Genomic DNA, 15,139 nt, shown 5'->3' on the forward strand with positions numbered 1-15,139 from the left:
TCTGCCACCGACCGTTTACGAACGGACGGTGGCCTTGAAACAACCTATCGAGGTGTCCGGAATTAGTTGACCACTACAAATTGAGGGCGTTCACACCGGTCTCTTCCCGGCTGAAGCCGGTCCTACTGACTGACCGCGTTCTCTTAGTGGGACTGGCTTTAGCCGGGAATGCGTCAGACGTCACACCGCAAAATTGAGGGCATTCACACCGGCCTCTTCCCGGCTGAAGCCGGTCCCACTGACTGACCGCGTGCGTTTAGTAGGACCGGCTTTAGCCGGGAATGCGTCATTCGCTGCACCGCAACAGTGAGGGTGTCCGCACCGGCCTCTTCCCGGCTGAAGCCGGTCCCACTGACTGACCGCGTGCGTTTAGTAGGACCGGCTTTAGCCGGGAATGCGTCATTCGCTGCACCGCAACAGTGAGGGTGTCCGCACCGGCCTCTTCCCGGCTGAAGCCGGTCCTACTGACTGACCGCGTTCTCTTAGTGGGACTGGCTTTAGCCGGGAATGGTGCAGGCGTCACACCGCAAACTGCGGGTGTCCGTACCGGCCTCTTCCCGTCTGAAGCCGGTCCTGCTGACCGAGCGCGTGCTTTTTGTGGGACTGGCTTTAGCCGGGAATGCGTCAGTCGTCACACCACAAAACTGCGGGTGTCCGCAACGGCCTCTTCCCGGCTGAAGCCGGTCCTACTGACCGAGCGCGTGCTTTTTGTGGGACCGGCTTTAGCCGGGAATGCGTCAGTCGTCACACCGCAAAATTGAGGGCGTTCACACCGGCCTCTTCCCGGCTGAAGCCGGTCCTACGCACGTACTGCCCAGATTGTTAAGACCGCGCCAACGCCAGCGCCACGCCTTGTCCGCCGCCAATGCACAGCGTCGCCAGGCCTTTCTTCGCGTCGCGCTTGATCATTTCGTGCAGCAGCGTCACCAGCACGCGGCAGCCCGACGCGCCGATCGGGTGGCCGATGGCGATGGCGCCGCCGTTGACGTTGACCTTGTTCATGTCCCAGCCCAATTCCTTGCCAACCGACAAAGACTGCGCCGCGAAGGCTTCGTTGGCTTCGATCAGATCGAGCTCCTCCAGCGACCAACCCGCCTTGTCCAGGCAGCGGCGGGTTGCGCTCACCGGGCCGATGCCCATGATCGCCGGATCGACGCCGGCGTTCGCGTAAGCGGCAATCCGCGCCAGCACCGGCAAGCCCAGTTCTTCTGCTTTTCGGGCACTCATCAGAATGACCGCTGCCGCGCCGTCATTCAGCGACGAGGCATTGCCTGCCGTGACCGAGCCGTCCTTTTTGAACGCGGGCTTGAGCTTCCCCAGTAACTCGACAGTGGTCGCCGCACGAGGCTGCTCGTCGGTGCTGAAAGACAGCGGATCGCCCTTGCGCTGAGGAATCAGGATCGGGGTGATCTCATCCACGAAGCGCCCGGCTTCAATGGCGGCAGTTGCTTTCTGTTGGGACGCCGCAGCAAACGCATCCTGCGCCTCACGGCTGATGTCGTATTGATCGGCCAGGTTCTCGGCCGTGATGCCCATGTGGTAATCGTTGAACGCATCCCACAGGCCATCGCTGATCATCGTGTCGACCATCGTCGCGTGGCCCATGCGCAGACCGGTTCGCGCGCCCGGCATCACATAGTTGGACAGGCTCATGTTTTCCTGGCCGCCGGCGATGATCACTTCCGCGTCGCCGCAGCGAATCGCCTGCGTCCCCAGATGCAGCGCCTTGAGCCCCGAGCCACAGACCTTGTTCAGCGTCATGGCCGGCACCGTGAACGGCAAGCCCGCCTTGATCGCGGCCTGACGTGCAGGATTCTGTCCGGCACCCGCCGTCAGCACCTGACCCATGATCACCTCATCGACCTGTGCGCCGTCCAGACCGGTCTGCTCCAGCAGTTGGCGGATGACGGCAGCGCCGAGATCCACCGCGGGAACATTCGCCAGCGAACCCTGGAAACTGCCCACAGCCGTGCGGGTAGCGGCAACGATTACGACGTCTTGCATGGTGCGAATCCTCAATGGTGTGCGACGCGGCGCGAGCCCGGGCTTGAAAAGGTGAAGAAAACAGCGGGGCAGCCGGATCAAGGGAGAGCATGGTTGCATGAATGACGATGATAATTTAAGCCCTTTGTCGCCCGGTTCACATCGTTGTGGCGCTGCCTGATTTGGAAGACTGAAGCCCAGACGCACGAAACCCGCTGCCTCTTGCGAGACAGCGGGTTTCGAGGGTGTTACAGGACGGCAGATCAGCCGCGGTGACGACCGCGGAAGTAGTTGATCAGGCCCTGGGTCGAAGCGTCTTCAGCGACCGTTTCGTCGGTGCCGACAAGGCGGCTGTAAACGCCTTTGCCCAGCTCCTTGCCCAGTTCGACACCCCATTGATCGAAGGCATTCGTGCCCCAGACCACGCTTTGCACGAACACCTTGTGCTCGTACATCGCGACCAGTGCGCCCAGGCGGCGAGGGCTGATGCGCTCGACGACGATGGTATTGCTCGGACGGTTGCCCGGAATGACCTTGTGCGGCGCGACACGCTGCACTTCTTCTTCCGGTACGCCCTTGGCGCGCAGTTCGGCTTCCGCTTCGGGGCGGGTTTTACCCTGCATCAAGGCCTGGCTTTGGGACAGGCAGTTGGCGTACAGCCACTGATGGTGGTCAGACACCGGGTTGAAACTGACGATCGGCACGATGAAGTCGGCAGGAATCATCTGGGTGCCTTGGTGCAGCAACTGGTGATATGCATGCTGACCGTTCGCGCCCACGCCACCCCAGATGACCGGGCCCGTGTCGGTTTTGACCGGGACGCCGTCCTGGCGAACGCTCTTGCCGTTGGATTCCATGTCCAGCTGTTGCAGGTGCTTGGTGATGTTGCGCAGGTAATGGTCGTACGGCAGGATCGCGTGACTTTGCGCGTCCCAGAAATTGCCATACCAGATACCCAGCAAGCCCAGCAGCACCGGCATGTTCTCTTCGAACTCGGCGTTCTGGAAGTGCTGATCCATGGTGTAGGCGCCGGACAACAGCTCCTTGAAGTTGGACATCCCGATCGCCAGCGCGATAGGCAGGCCGATGGCCGACCACAGCGAGTAACGGCCGCCAACCCAGTCCCACATCGGGAAGATGTTCTCTTCACGAATCCCGAAAGCAACCGCCGCGGCGTTGTTGCTCGACACCGCGATGAAGTGGCGATACAGCTCGGCTTCGGACCCGCCCTGAGCGAGGTACCAGGCGCGGGCAGCGGTGGCGTTCTTCAGGGTTTCGAGGGTGGTGAAGGTCTTGGACGAAACGATGAACAGCGTGGTTTCGGCGCGCAGCTTCTGGGTCAGCTCGTGCAGCTCGGTGCCGTCGATGTTCGCCAGGTAATGGCAGCGAACGCCTTTCTGCGCGTAGGACAACAGCGCTTCCGACACCAGCTCAGGACCGAGGAACGAGCCGCCGATGCCGATATTGACCACGTCGGTGATTGGCTTTTCGGTGTAGCCGCGCCACAGACCGTCGTGGATGCGCCCCACCAGATCAGTGATCTGGTTCAGCACCTTGTGCACTTCCGGCATGACGTTGACGCCATTGACCAGCAGCTTGTCGCCCACCGGACGACGCAGCGCGGTGTGCAGCGCAGGGCGACCTTCAGAAGCGTTGACCAGCTCGCCGTCGTACTGCGCCTTGATGGCTTCTTTCAGGCCGACTTCGTTGGCCAGATTGACCAGCAACTGGCGCGTCTCGGCGGTGATCAGGTTCTTCGAGTAGTCGAGAAACAGACCGGCACTGCTGAGGGTGAATTCGTCGAAACGCTTCGGGTCGGCGTTGAACGCTTCGCGCATGCTGAAATTCTGCATCGCTTCGCGGTGATCTTTGAGCGCCTGCCAGGCGGGCAGGGTAGTGACGTCATGAGGAGTGCGGTAGTACGCCATCGCTGCGGGTTTCCTTGTACTTGAACTGCCTTTTGGACGCTGAAAAGCAGGATTGGACATGAATTCGTGGGTGCATCAGAGACTAGTCCCAGGCAACGCCGATGTCTGCGCCTTGCTTTACCTTTGCTCGGTACTTTTTCTCACAGAGTAGAGTTGCTTGTCTGACACGAACTGTATCGGTATGGCATTGCGGGTCTGGCTAAGTTCATCACTAGCGCCCTGCGAAGGCCAGGGCCTGCGCTCCACAACGGGTTTGCGCAGTGAGCATAGGCGCAGATGGTCATCCGATCACGTGACTTTTGCTTTACACATGACCGGGCGCGTCCTTCAGCCGGGTGTGCAGGTTATTCCTTGACCAGATGCAGGTTGTCGATCAGGCGCGTCTTGCCCATGAACGCCGCGCCCAGCACAACCAGATCATGATCATCCGGGGTCGCAGGGCGCAGACTGACCGCGTTGCGAATCTCCAGGTAATCAGTACGAAAGCCCGCTGCTTCGAGCGCTTTCACACCCTCGCCTATCAACTGCTGGTGATCCTGCTCGCCATTCTGCAACGCCGTGCCGATCTGTTTGATGACGCGGTACAACGCAGGCGCTGCAGCGCGCTGGGCTTCAGTCAGGTAGCCATTGCGCGACGACAGGGCCAGGCCGTCGGCGGCACGCACGGTGGGTTCGCCGATGATTTGAATGGGCATGTTCAGGTCACGCACCAGTGCGTTGACGACGGCCAGCTGCTGGAAATCCTTCTGACCGAAAATCGCGATGTCCGGCTGCACCATGTTGAACAGCTTGCTGACCACCGTCGAAACGCCGTCGAAGTGACCAGGACGGCTGCCGCCACACAGACCTTCTGACACCACCGGCACGCGCACGATGGTCTGATCGGCCATGCCATGGGGGTACATTTCATCGACCGTCGGTGTGAACAACAGGTGGCACCCGGCCTGAAGCAACTGCTCCTGATCGGCGGCCAGGGTCCGCGGGTACGACGCCAGGTCTTCGTTGGGGCCAAACTGAAGCGGGTTGACGAAGATGCTGGCGATCACGAAATCAGCGCGTTGAACGGCTTTGGTGACCAACGCGATATGGCCGCTGTGCAGGTTGCCCATCGTGGGCACCAGGGCGATGCGTTTGCCTTCGCTGCGTGCGCGTGCGACAACCGCGCGCAACTCACGAACGGTTTTAACTGTGTTCATGCCGAGAATCCGTGTTCTGGAGCGGGGAAGCTGACGTCTTTGACCGCGCTGACATACGCGGCGATCGCCGACTGGATGTCCGGCTGACCGGCCATGAAATTCTTCACGAACTTGGGCACACGTCCGGTGATCGACAGGCCGAGCATGTCGTGAAGCACCAGCACCTGACCGTCTGTGGCGCTGCCGGCGCCAATCCCGATCACCGGAATCTTCACGGCGTGGGTGATTTCCTGGGCCAGCTCGCTGGGCACGCATTCCAGCAGAATCATCGCGGCGCCGGCCTGCTCAAGGGTAATCGCGTCGGCCCGCATCTGCCGCGCCTGCGACTCCAGCCGACCCTGCACTTTATAGCCGCCCAGCACGTTGACCGCCTGGGGCGTCAGGCCCATGTGTGCACAGACGGGAACGCCGCGCTCGGCCAGCAGCCGGATCGAGTCGGCAAGCCACGCCGCGCCTTCGATCTTGACCATGTGCGCACCCGCTTGCATCAGCGTGGCGCTGTTGGCGAAGGTCTGCTCAGGAGTGGCGTAGGACATGAACGGCAGATCCACCAGAATCAGCGCGCCCTGGTTGCCGCGTTTGACGCCGGCCACGTGGTACGCCATCTCGGCGGTGGTGACAGGCAGTGTGCTGTCGTGGCCCTGAAGGACCATGCACAGCGAGTCGCCGACCAGCAGCACTTCCACACCGGCCTGGCTGGCGGTGTGGGCAAAAGTTGCGTCGTAGCAGGTCAGCATGGTGATTTTTTCACCTTTTTGCTTCAGAGCCAGCAGGGACGTAACGGTGATATCGGGCATGGAAAGTCCTCATTCAGGCGCTGTGAATACTGCGGCGAGCAACGCGTGATTCATCTTGGGAGGCAGGCACATCGTCGTTTTGCGATGTTTGCAACGGCCTGATCCGCGCCTTTTGGCCGGTCGTCCGGCTTTGGGACGCTTATCTTCGTGAGGAGGGGGCGGGAAGTCAATTCCGGGTGTTACCGGTTTGAACCTGCCCGCAGAACAGCTTCAGCTCGGCGATCGTTCCAGGCCTTCGAACGGGCACTGGGCAAGCAAATCATTCAGCGCGCGGCCATCAGCGAGAGTGATGCCCGGTGCCAGCTCGGCCAGTGGGTACAGCACAAACGCGCGCGCCTGCATCTGGTAATGCGGCACCTTCAGTCGCGGCTCATCGATGAGGCGATCGCCGAACAACAGGATGTCGAGGTCCAGCGTGCGCGGCCCCCAGCGTTCGAGGCGCTCGCGGCCCTGATCGTTTTCGATGCCTTGCAAGGCGTCGAGCAGCGCCAGCGGGGGGAGCGAGGTGTCGAGCGCAGCCACCGCATTGGTGTAGCGCGGCTGACCCGGCAACAGCGAGTCGCTGACATAGAAAGAGGAAACGCCAGACAGACCGCTTTGCGGTAACAGGCCCATGGCCTTGATCGCTTCGCGTAACTGTTCGGCGGGGTCGGCCAGGTTGCTCCCCAGGCCGACGTAAACGCGCTCGATCATCGGGTGTTATTCCGCCCCGTCGACGCCAGCGCGTTTGCGCTTGCCGCTGCTGCTGCGACGACGTTTGCGCGGGCCTTGGCCGGTGGCATCGGGCTTGCTGCCCAGGTCACGAATCATGTCGCGGCGTCCGGAATCATTGGCGTCCTGATAGTCGGTCCACCATTCACCCAGGCCGTCGGTTTCTTCGCCAGCGGATTCGCGCAGCAACAGGAAGTCGTAGCCGGCACGGAAGCGCGGGTTTTCCAGCAGCAGGTCGGCGCGTTTGCCCGATCGGCGCGGCAGACGTTCCTGCATGTCCCAGATCTCGCGGATCGGCATGGTGAAGCGTTTCGGGATCGCGATCCGCTGGCACTGTTCGGTAATCAGTTCGTGAGCCGCTTCCTGCATGGCCGGGATCGGCGGCATGCCGCGCTCTTGCAGACGCAGCACGCGGGCGGGCAGGGCAGGCCACAGTAGGGCAGCGAACAGGAACGCCGGTGTGACCGGTTTGTTCTGCTTGATGCGCAGATCGGTGTTGGCCAACGCCTCGCTGATCAGCGTGTGGGTGTAAGTCGGGTTGTATTCCAGGGCCTTGGAGCTGGCCGGGAACAGCGGCTCGAACAGTTCGAGATCGACCAGCATCTCGAACGTCGCCTCGGCATAACCCGATAGGAACAGCTTCAGCACTTCTTCAAACAGACGCGCCGAAGGGATGTCGCGCAGCATCGGCGCCAGCGGGCGAATGGGCGTGGCGCTGTGCTTCTCGATGCCGAAATCCAGCTTGGCGGCGAAACGCACGGCCCGCAGCATGCGCACCGGGTCTTCCTTGTAACGCTGCTGAGGGTCGCCGATCAGACGAATCAGGCGATTGCGGATGTCGTGTACGCCATTGGCGTAATCGAGGACGCGCTCGGTGACCGGATCGTAATACAGGGCGTTGATCGTGAAGTCCCGGCGCTGGGCGTCGTCTTCGAGGGTGCCGTAGACGTTGTCACGCAGAATGCGCCCGCTCTCGTTGCGCGAAGACTGGTTGCTGTCTTCGTCTTCGTCATCGATCGGGTGATTGGCGCGGAAGGTCGCGACTTCAATGATTTCACGGCCGAAGTGGATATGAACCAGCTTGAAGCGGCGGCCGATGATACGGGCGTTGCGAAACTCGGCGCGGATTTGCTCGGGCGTGGCACTGGTGGCGACGTCGAAATCCTTGGGCGTGATGCCGAGCATCATGTCGCGGACACAGCCACCGACCAGATAGGCCTGGTAGCCGGCGGTCTGCAGGCGCTCGACGATATTCACCGCATAGCGGCTGAATTGATTGCGTTGCAACGAATGCTGGCTACCGCTGAGCACTTCAGGCGTTGTGCGCACATGTTGCTGCGGCTTGCGCAGTGGGGAACGGAATGACTGGAACAGCTTCTTCAGCATGGGAGGCACTGTTTGAAGGAATATTCGGCCAATTTCGAAGAGTGACCGCACGATGGGCGGGGATTCTAGCATTTAGTCGAGGGATGGTGTAGGAGGCAGCTCGATAGGCGCCTGTGGGCGGACTGCACAATGGGTGCAAGGGGGGGCGAGCAGGACGGGGTTTATTGCAGATGCTACTGGGGGAGCCGAAGCTCCCCCAAAGTGCGTGCTCTTATTTTTATTGTCTGATGGGCTTTTTATTGTTGTTGACCGCCCAATTCACGGCTTTCGCCTGTGAAACCTCCCAATCGGGAGTCAAGAGCAAACGGATTGCTTTGGTCGCTGTGCGGCAGTGATCTATCGATCCAACCAGTTCAGGCTCTACCTAAGGGTAGTTTTTGTTGTTCTCGGCCTGGTTGCGGGACAAGTCCCAAATGCAACGCCTCTCCAAAAGAATCAGTTAGCTGCGCCTCCGCCGTGTTGTTCTTGTTATGCGTGAGTCGTTTCGTCTTGTTTTTATTATGTCGGTGTTTCGGGTGACTGATTTTTGTTGTTCTTGTACGAATACATATAGCAGTACCTGTGCCAACTTTTGAAAAACAGGCTACACGCCGCGGAATCCAAGGGTGTGGCAAATTGACGCTATTTTGCACGGGCGAAAAAAAACCGGGGGTTCGTTACCGTACGCCCCGGTTTTGTTACGTCACCATTTATGAGGTAACAGTTTTTTCACATGGCGCGTAACCCGCGTGCCAGAGCCTGCGCGAAGATGCGCTCACGTTTCGCTGGCCACTCCGGTCTTGCGTCGCGGAATGCCCAGGCGTTGGCGACGCTCCCACAGGCACTTGCGGCTGACGCCCAGCTTGCGCGCCAGTTCGGTTTCGGTCATGTGGTCCTGATGCTCCAGAACGAAGTGCTGGAAATAGTCCTCCAGCGACAAGTCCTCGGTCGGCTCACCAGCCGTGGAGCTCGACGAGCCTGACGCTTGGGGTGCAAGGCCGATGAACTCGTTGACGTCGAGGTCGCTCAGCTCGATATCGATGCCCAGCAGCTCGGCAGAAATGTCCGGGCTTTCACACAGAATTACCGCGCGCTCGACCGCGTTCTCGAGCTCTCGCACGTTACCGGGCCACGAATAGTGTCTAATCGCTTGCTCGGCATCCGGCGCGAAACGCAAGTCGCTACGACCGGCCTTGAGGCTCTGCCGCGCCAGGAACGCATTGGCGATTTCATTGACGTCTGACCCGCGTTCACGCAGCGCGGGCAGTTTCAGCGCGATCACGTGCAGGCGGTAGTACAAGTCTTCGCGGAACTGGCCCACTTTGGCCAGACTCTTGAGGTCGCGGTGAGTCGCTGCGATCAGGCGGACGTCGACTTTTTGCGACTGCACCGAGCCCACCCGGCGAATTTCGCCTTCTTGCAGGACGCGCAACAGGCGGGCCTGCGCCTCAAGCGGGAGTTCGCCGATTTCATCGAGAAACAACGTGCCGCCATCCGCGGCTTCCACGAGACCGGCACGACCGGCACTGGCACCGGTAAACGCCCCTTTTTCGTGGCCGAACAGCTCGGATTCGATGAGGGATTCCGGAATCGCTGCGCAGTTGACCGAAATCATCGGGGCCTTGGCGCGACGGGACAAGTTATGCAGCGCGCGGGCCACCAGTTCCTTGCCCGTACCGGACTCGCCCTGAATCAGCACGTTGGAGTCGGTTGGTGCGACTTTGCGGATCTTGCTGTACATGTCCTGCATCGGCGGGCACGAGCCGATGATGCCGATCTCGCCGTTGCTGTTGTCCGGACCGGACTTGTCGCCCGTCGCAGTTTTTGCGGTGGCGGCGCGTTCGGCCTGCATGCTTTGCAGCGTCTGGCGATCACGAAGGATGCGCGAGACGGCCTGAAGCATTTCGTCGTGGTCGAAGGGTTTGGCGATGTAATCCACCGCGCCCATTTTCATCGAGTCCACGGCCGAGCGCAGGCTGGCGTAACTGGTCATGATCAGCACGGGTTTGCCCTGGCCGAGCTTGATCAGCTCTGTGCCGGGGGCGCCGGGCAGGCGTAAATCGCTGACGATCAGGTCAAACGAAGGGATGCTGAAACGTTCCTGAGCTTCCTGCACGGATCCGGCTTCGCTGACCTGGTACTGATTACGTTCCAACAGTCGACGCAGGGCGGAGCGGATGATGGTTTCGTCTTCCACGATCAAAATGTGAGGCATTGATTCGGTTCTCTCGACGGTCTCAGTTCACGGCGGACGTCGCTTCGACATGTCGCGGTAAGGTCACCCTAATCCGGGTTCCGCGTTGGTGCTCGGGGTCAGCCGGGCTGTCGATGGTGATTTGTCCATAATGCTCTTCAACGATGGAATAGACCAGCGCGAGGCCCAGTCCTGTTCCTTCGCCCGGATCCTTGGTGGTGAAGAAAGGTTCGAACAAGCGGTCCATGATGGCTTTCGGAATGCCGCTGCCTTCGTCTTCGACGATCAGATCGACCGTGTGTTCGGAGGCCTCGCTTTTCACGCGCACTGCACTGCCGGCGGGTGATGCGTCGCGGGCGTTGGACAGCAGATTGATCAACACCTGTGCAAGACGTTGTGGATCACCGTCCACCCAGTGGTTGGGGTTGCACAGGTTATAGAACTGCACTTCGAAATTGCGCCGGTTCAGCGCCAGCAGACCAATGGCATCCTGCGCCACCTCCGCCAGGCACACGGGCTCGTCGGCGTGTTGATGTCCACCGGCGTGGGCGAAGCTCATCAGTGACTGCACGATGCGGGAGACGCGCTTGGTCTGTTCGATAATCTGGCTGCTGATTTCCGTCAGCTCACTGTCTTCTTCGCGTTCTTCGCGCAGGTTCTGCGCCAGGCAGGCGATGCCGGTGATCGGGTTGCCGATTTCGTGGGCAACGCCGGCAGCCAGTCGACCAATGCTCGCAAGCCGCTCGGAGTGCACGAGTTTGTCCTCGAGCATCTGGGTATCGGTCAGGTCTTCCACCAGAATCACCAGCCCGCTGTTACCCGGCGCGAGCGGCTCGTCGATGGCCGCCTTGTGCAGGTTGAGCCAGCGAGTCTGACCGTCGAGGCCCAGGCGCTGCTTGTGCAAGTGTTCGTCAGGAACGTTGATGAAACCCAGCAGCAGCTGCTTCCAGGGATCGACGATGGTCTCGAGCCGTGACCCGACGACGCGCTGAGCGCCGATGCCGGTCAGCTCTTCCATGGCCTTGTTCCACATCAGGATCTCCTGATCCTTGGCCAGGGAGCACACACCCATCGGCAGTTCTTGCAGGGTCTGGCGGTGATAACGGCGCAGGGCGTCGAGTTCTGCCGCCAGGCCGGTGAGGCGGGAGTGGTAATCCTCGAGGCGGCTTTCGATGAAGTGGATGTCCTCGGTGACGTAGTTCTCGCTGCCGGATTTGTACGGCAGAAACGTCTCGACCATGTCCTGCGCAACACTCGGCCCCATCAGGCCGGAGAGGTTGGCCTCGATACGGTCTCGCAAACGCCGCAGCGCATAAGGGCGGCGCTCGTCGAATGGCAGATAAAGATCCCGCAGCGCCTGTTCGACTTCCTTCTGCGCAGCCTTCGCGCCCAGGGGTTTGGCCAGCTGGGTGGCGAACTCCTGGGGGGAGGCGGCGTGCAGTTCGCGACGCTGTGGGCGGCGAACGTTGTCTACCGCGCAGGCCTCGGCCGCACTTGCCTCTTCGGGGCTGGGATTACTGAACAGTGAAATCAGGGTGAACACCAGCACGTTGGCCGCCAGAGAAGCGATGGCTGCCATGTGCCAGCTGGTGTCATCCAGCACGTAAATCATGTTCAGCAGCGGGATGTAGAACCCTTGGAAGTCGCCGATCAGCGGCAGCAACATGCTGATGGTCCAGACCGCGATGCCTGCGATGAGCCCCGCCATGAAACCGCGTCGGTTGGCGGCCGGCCAGTACAGCACCGACAGCACACCGGGTAGAAATTGCAATGTGGCCACGAAGGCGACGATGCCCAGATTCGCCAGATTCTGCTTGGCGCCGAGCAACAGATAGAAGCCAAAGCCGGCCATGATGATCGCGACAATCAGGCCGCGCCGTGTCCACTTCAGCCAGCGATAGATATTGCCTTCGGCTGGCGGCTGGTAAAGCGGCAGCACCAGGTGGTTCAGCGCCATGCCGGACAACGCCAGCGTGGTGACGATGATCAGTCCGCTCGCTGCGGAAAGTCCCCCGATATAGCCGAGCAACGCCAAGGTCTTGCTGTGCGCGGCGATGCCGATGCCCAGGGTGAAATATTCAGGGCTGGTGGTGGCGCCCAGTTTCAACCCTGCCCACAGCACCAGGGGTACCGCCAGACTCATCAGCAGCAGAAACAGGGGCAGACCCCAACTGGCGCTGACCAGCGAGCGGGGGTTGAGGTTTTCAGTGAAGGTCATGTGATACATGTGCGGCATCACGATGGCTGAGGCGAAGAACACCAGCAGCAGCGTCCGCCATGGGCCTTCCTGCAGGGGTGTGTGCAACGCCGCCAGTGCGCTCTGGTTTTGCAGCAGCCATTGCTCCAGGCTCTGCGGTCCATCGAACACGCCGTACAGGGCGTACAGACCGATGCCGCCGATGGCGACCAGTTTGATGACCGACTCGAAGGCGATGGCGAACACCAGCCCTTCGTGTTTTTCCCGGGTGGCGATGTGACGCGAGCCAAAGAAGATAGTGAACAGCGTGATGAGCGCGCAGAACGCAAAGGCCACGTAGTTGCGCACCGGTTCCCGGGTGAGAATGCCGATGGAGTCGGCCACGGCCTGGATTTGCAGTGCCAGCAATGGCAAGACGCCGATCAGCATGAAGATGGTCGTCAGCGCGCCCGCCCAAGTGCTGCGAAAGCGGAACGCAAACAGGTCAGCCAGTGATGAGAGCTGGTAGGTGCGGGTGATCTTGAGAATGGGGTAAAGCAGGACGGGGGCGAGCAGGAAAGCGCCGGACACCCCCAGATAACTCGACAGAAAACCGTAGCCGTATTCGTAAGCCAGCCCCACCGTGCCGTAAAACGCCCACGCACTGGCGTAGACGCCAAGTGACAGCGTGTAGGTCAACGGGTGACGAATGATCCAGCGCGGGATCAGGCCACGTTCACTGACCCAGGCAACGCCGAACAGCAACGTCAGGTAGGCGGCACTGACCAGAATCATCTGGGTCAGGCTAAAGCTCATCGGCATCTCGTTGGCTCTGCAGAATGAAGGTCACAACGATCAGGATCAGCCACAGCATGTAGGGCCTGTACCAGGCGCCCGTGGCGTCGATCCACCAGTCCATGATGGCGGGGGAGAACAGATAGATGCCCACCACCAGCAGCAGGACCAATCGATAAATATACATTTGGCCTCCCAGGTTGACTGACCAGACGATGACGGAGCGGCATGGTAACGGATGGCGATGGGGCTGCAAGCGACGTTTCCGCCAGCTTTGTGCTCCCTCAACATGAATCGGTGGCGCGAGCTCAGTCTATTCGAGCTTCCTCGATAGCACCTAGGCGGGGTATCGAATCGGCGTTCCAGTGGGCAACGGCCCAATCCAGTACCTCTCGAGGTGTAGCGTCATCCAGTTCACCTGGCGTCTCTTGGCCCAAGGCCCGCAGCCCCCGGAGCAGCAACGGCGTGGCCTGGTCCGGCGGCAGTGGCGGCGATCGGTAGGACTTACCCAGCTTATGGCCATCGGGCTGGGTGATCAGCGGTACATGAAGGTAGCGCGGTTGCGGCAAGCCCAGCAGTTCTTGCAGGTACAGCTGACGTGGCGTGGAATCGAGCAGATCTGCGCCGCGTACGATGTCGGTCACTCCTTGCCAGCCGTCGTCGAGGACAACCGCCAACTGGTAGGCGTAAAACCCGTCCCGGCGACGAATGATGAAATCTCCCGAATCGCGCCCCAGATGTTGACGAAACTCCCCCTGCACCCGGTCTTCGAAGCGGTATTCCAGCTCAGGCACCCGAATCCGGATGGCCGCATCCTCGGGTGGGTGGCCCGCATTACGGCAAAAACCCGGGTAAATGCCGTTGTAGCCTTCCAGTTGCTTGCGCGAACAGGTGCACGCGTAAGCGAGGCCTTGGCTGAACCACCGATGGATGATTGCCTGGTAAGCCTCGTGCCGGTCGCTTTGCCTGACCAGTTCGCCGTCCCATTCGAATCCGTAGGCTTCGAGGGTGTGGAGTATTCCTGCCTGGGCACCCGGGACCTCGCGGGGAGGGTCGAGATCTTCCATGCGCATCAGCCATTTTCCACCGACCGAGCGGGCGTCGAGATAGGAGGCCAGGGCTGCTACCAGAGAACCGAAGTGCAGATAACCGCTGGGGGTTGGCGCAAAGCGCCCTATATAAGAAGGGGTTTTCATGGGCGCTGATGGTACTGGAAATAAAACGTACGAAATACCGGAGGACATGTCATGGCGTGTGGGAAAGCGCTACGCCCCGGTAGGGCGCTTTCCAGCCCACGCCGTCGGGTGCCCGGTCGGTCTTCAGACAAACGAAAAAGGACGCCGAGGCGTCCTTTTTACTGGATCAACAGGATCATTTACCGACCTGTTTTTCCTTGATTTCAGCGAGACTTTTGCAGTCAACGCACATATCGGCCGTTGGGCGGGCTTCAAGGCGCTTGATACCGATCTCGACGCCGCACGATTCGCACCAGCCGTATTCCTTGTCCTGAATCAGCTGCAGCGTCTTGTCGATCTTCTTGATCAACTTGCGCTCACGATCACGGGCGCGCAGTTCCAGTGCGAATTCTTCTTCCTGGCTTGCACGGTCGGCAGGGTCAGGGAAGTTAGCCGCCTCGTCCTTCATGTGAACAACCGTGCGGTCAACTTCTACCATCAACTCCTGTTTCCACTTGGACAGGATCTTGGTGAAGTGCTTGCGCATGGGGTCGCCCATGTATTCCTCACCCTTCGTCGCAACGTAAGGTTCGAAACCACTGATTGCCGGGGTGCTCTTTTGCTTTTCTTCGGTGGGCATGAACGGACCGCCTCTCACTCTTCTAAGCCATTACACAGGTTAAGATCCATCGCCGACACCTGCCGGCCCTGCGGCTGCAAGCGGGCGAACTTACCAGATCGAATCGGAGCGCGCTACTCCCGGTTGTCGAGGATGGCCTGCAACACGCACGTGGACTATGACCACAGGCTGAGCCCCCG

At 60.6% G+C, this 15,139-nt stretch carries 11 protein-coding genes; all 11 read right to left on the reverse strand.

All coding sequences use genetic code 11. The features are described 5' to 3' along the window. Positions 1 to 822 precede the first annotated feature (822 nt). The 11 genes from IFT99_RS25220 to dksA all read right to left on the reverse strand — a co-directional run bounded on the left by IFT99_RS25220 (position 823) and on the right by dksA (position 14,960). The gene (locus IFT99_RS25220; RefSeq protein ID WP_065988303.1) at positions 823 to 2,004 is read right to left on the reverse strand and encodes an acetyl-CoA C-acetyltransferase; all 1,182 of its coding nucleotides are present in this window, start codon (positions 2,002 to 2,004) and stop codon (positions 823 to 825) included. Between the two features lie 242 nt (positions 2,005 to 2,246). Then, entirely contained in the window at positions 2,247 to 3,911 is a 1,665-nt protein-coding gene (gene pgi / locus IFT99_RS25225; protein ID WP_065988301.1) for a glucose-6-phosphate isomerase, read from the reverse strand. Positions 3,912 to 4,255: 344 nt separating this feature from the next. Beyond that, entirely contained in the window at positions 4,256 to 5,107 is an 852-nt protein-coding gene (panC, locus tag IFT99_RS25230; RefSeq protein WP_065988300.1) for a pantoate--beta-alanine ligase, read from the reverse strand. After that, complete coding sequence (gene panB, locus IFT99_RS25235; RefSeq protein WP_192135950.1) at positions 5,104 to 5,904, reverse strand: 3-methyl-2-oxobutanoate hydroxymethyltransferase; 801 nt, start codon at positions 5,902 to 5,904, stop codon at positions 5,104 to 5,106. Before panB ends, panC begins: the two co-directional genes overlap by 4 nt. A gap of 210 nt (positions 5,905 to 6,114) precedes the next feature. Next, positions 6,115 to 6,597 carry a 2-amino-4-hydroxy-6-hydroxymethyldihydropteridine diphosphokinase gene (folK, locus tag IFT99_RS25240; RefSeq protein ID WP_192135952.1) on the reverse strand — a complete coding sequence of 161 codons (483 nt, stop codon included), beginning with the start codon at positions 6,595 to 6,597 and terminating at the stop codon, positions 6,115 to 6,117. Positions 6,598 to 6,603: 6 nt separating this feature from the next. Then, the gene (locus IFT99_RS25245; protein WP_065988297.1) at positions 6,604 to 8,001 is read right to left on the reverse strand and encodes a polynucleotide adenylyltransferase PcnB; all 1,398 of its coding nucleotides are present in this window, start codon (positions 7,999 to 8,001) and stop codon (positions 6,604 to 6,606) included. A 754-nt stretch (positions 8,002 to 8,755) separates the two neighbouring features. Then, positions 8,756 to 10,195, reverse strand: coding sequence for a sigma-54-dependent transcriptional regulator (locus IFT99_RS25250; protein ID WP_192135954.1), 1,440 nt, complete (start codon positions 10,193 to 10,195; stop codon positions 8,756 to 8,758). Positions 10,196 to 10,217: 22 nt separating this feature from the next. After that, a complete protein-coding gene (locus IFT99_RS25255; protein WP_192135956.1) occupies positions 10,218 to 13,172 on the reverse strand; it encodes a sensor histidine kinase in 2,955 nt (984 codons plus the stop codon). After that, positions 13,156 to 13,332 (reverse strand): hypothetical protein, encoded by a 177-nt coding sequence (locus tag IFT99_RS25260; RefSeq protein ID WP_002552060.1) that lies wholly within the window; start codon positions 13,330 to 13,332, stop codon positions 13,156 to 13,158. The genes IFT99_RS25255 and IFT99_RS25260 overlap by 17 nt, the downstream gene beginning before the upstream one ends. A 121-nt stretch (positions 13,333 to 13,453) precedes the next feature. After that, positions 13,454 to 14,341, reverse strand: coding sequence for a tRNA glutamyl-Q(34) synthetase GluQRS (gene gluQRS / locus IFT99_RS25265; RefSeq protein ID WP_065988294.1), 888 nt, complete (start codon positions 14,339 to 14,341; stop codon positions 13,454 to 13,456). A gap of 175 nt (positions 14,342 to 14,516) precedes the next feature. Next, the gene (dksA, locus tag IFT99_RS25270; protein ID WP_065988293.1) at positions 14,517 to 14,960 is read right to left on the reverse strand and encodes an RNA polymerase-binding protein DksA; all 444 of its coding nucleotides are present in this window, start codon (positions 14,958 to 14,960) and stop codon (positions 14,517 to 14,519) included. Between the last annotated feature and the right edge of the window lie 179 nt (positions 14,961 to 15,139).

The organism is Pseudomonas sp. CFBP 8772, assembly GCF_014841665.1.
In the GTDB taxonomy this organism is placed as follows: domain Bacteria; phylum Pseudomonadota; class Gammaproteobacteria; order Pseudomonadales; family Pseudomonadaceae; genus Aquipseudomonas; species Aquipseudomonas graminis_B.

Bases quoted from the DNA above. Each gene is read 5' to 3' on its own strand.
- IFT99_RS25245 (WP_065988297.1), bottom strand. From the start codon at position 8,001: ATGCTGAAGAAGCTGTTCCAGTCATTCCGTTCCCCACTGCGCAAGCCG.
- IFT99_RS25250 (WP_192135954.1), bottom strand. From the start codon at position 10,195: ATGCCTCACATTTTGATCGTGGAAGACGAAACCATCATCCGCTCCGCC.
- panB (WP_192135950.1), bottom strand. From the start codon at position 5,904: ATGCCCGATATCACCGTTACGTCCCTGCTGGCTCTGAAGCAAAAAGGT.
- pgi (WP_065988301.1), bottom strand. From the start codon at position 3,911: ATGGCGTACTACCGCACTCCTCATGACGTCACTACCCTGCCCGCCTGG.
- folK (WP_192135952.1), bottom strand. From the start codon at position 6,597: ATGATCGAGCGCGTTTACGTCGGCCTGGGGAGCAACCTGGCCGACCCC.
- gluQRS (WP_065988294.1), bottom strand. From the start codon at position 14,341: ATGAAAACCCCTTCTTATATAGGGCGCTTTGCGCCAACCCCCAGCGGT.
- IFT99_RS25260 (WP_002552060.1), bottom strand. From the start codon at position 13,332: ATGTATATTTATCGATTGGTCCTGCTGCTGGTGGTGGGCATCTATCTG.
- IFT99_RS25255 (WP_192135956.1), bottom strand. From the start codon at position 13,172: ATGCCGATGAGCTTTAGCCTGACCCAGATGATTCTGGTCAGTGCCGCC.
- dksA (WP_065988293.1), bottom strand. From the start codon at position 14,960: ATGCCCACCGAAGAAAAGCAAAAGAGCACCCCGGCAATCAGTGGTTTC.
- panC (WP_065988300.1), bottom strand. From the start codon at position 5,107: ATGAACACAGTTAAAACCGTTCGTGAGTTGCGCGCGGTTGTCGCACGC.
- IFT99_RS25220 (WP_065988303.1), bottom strand. From the start codon at position 2,004: ATGCAAGACGTCGTAATCGTTGCCGCTACCCGCACGGCTGTGGGCAGT.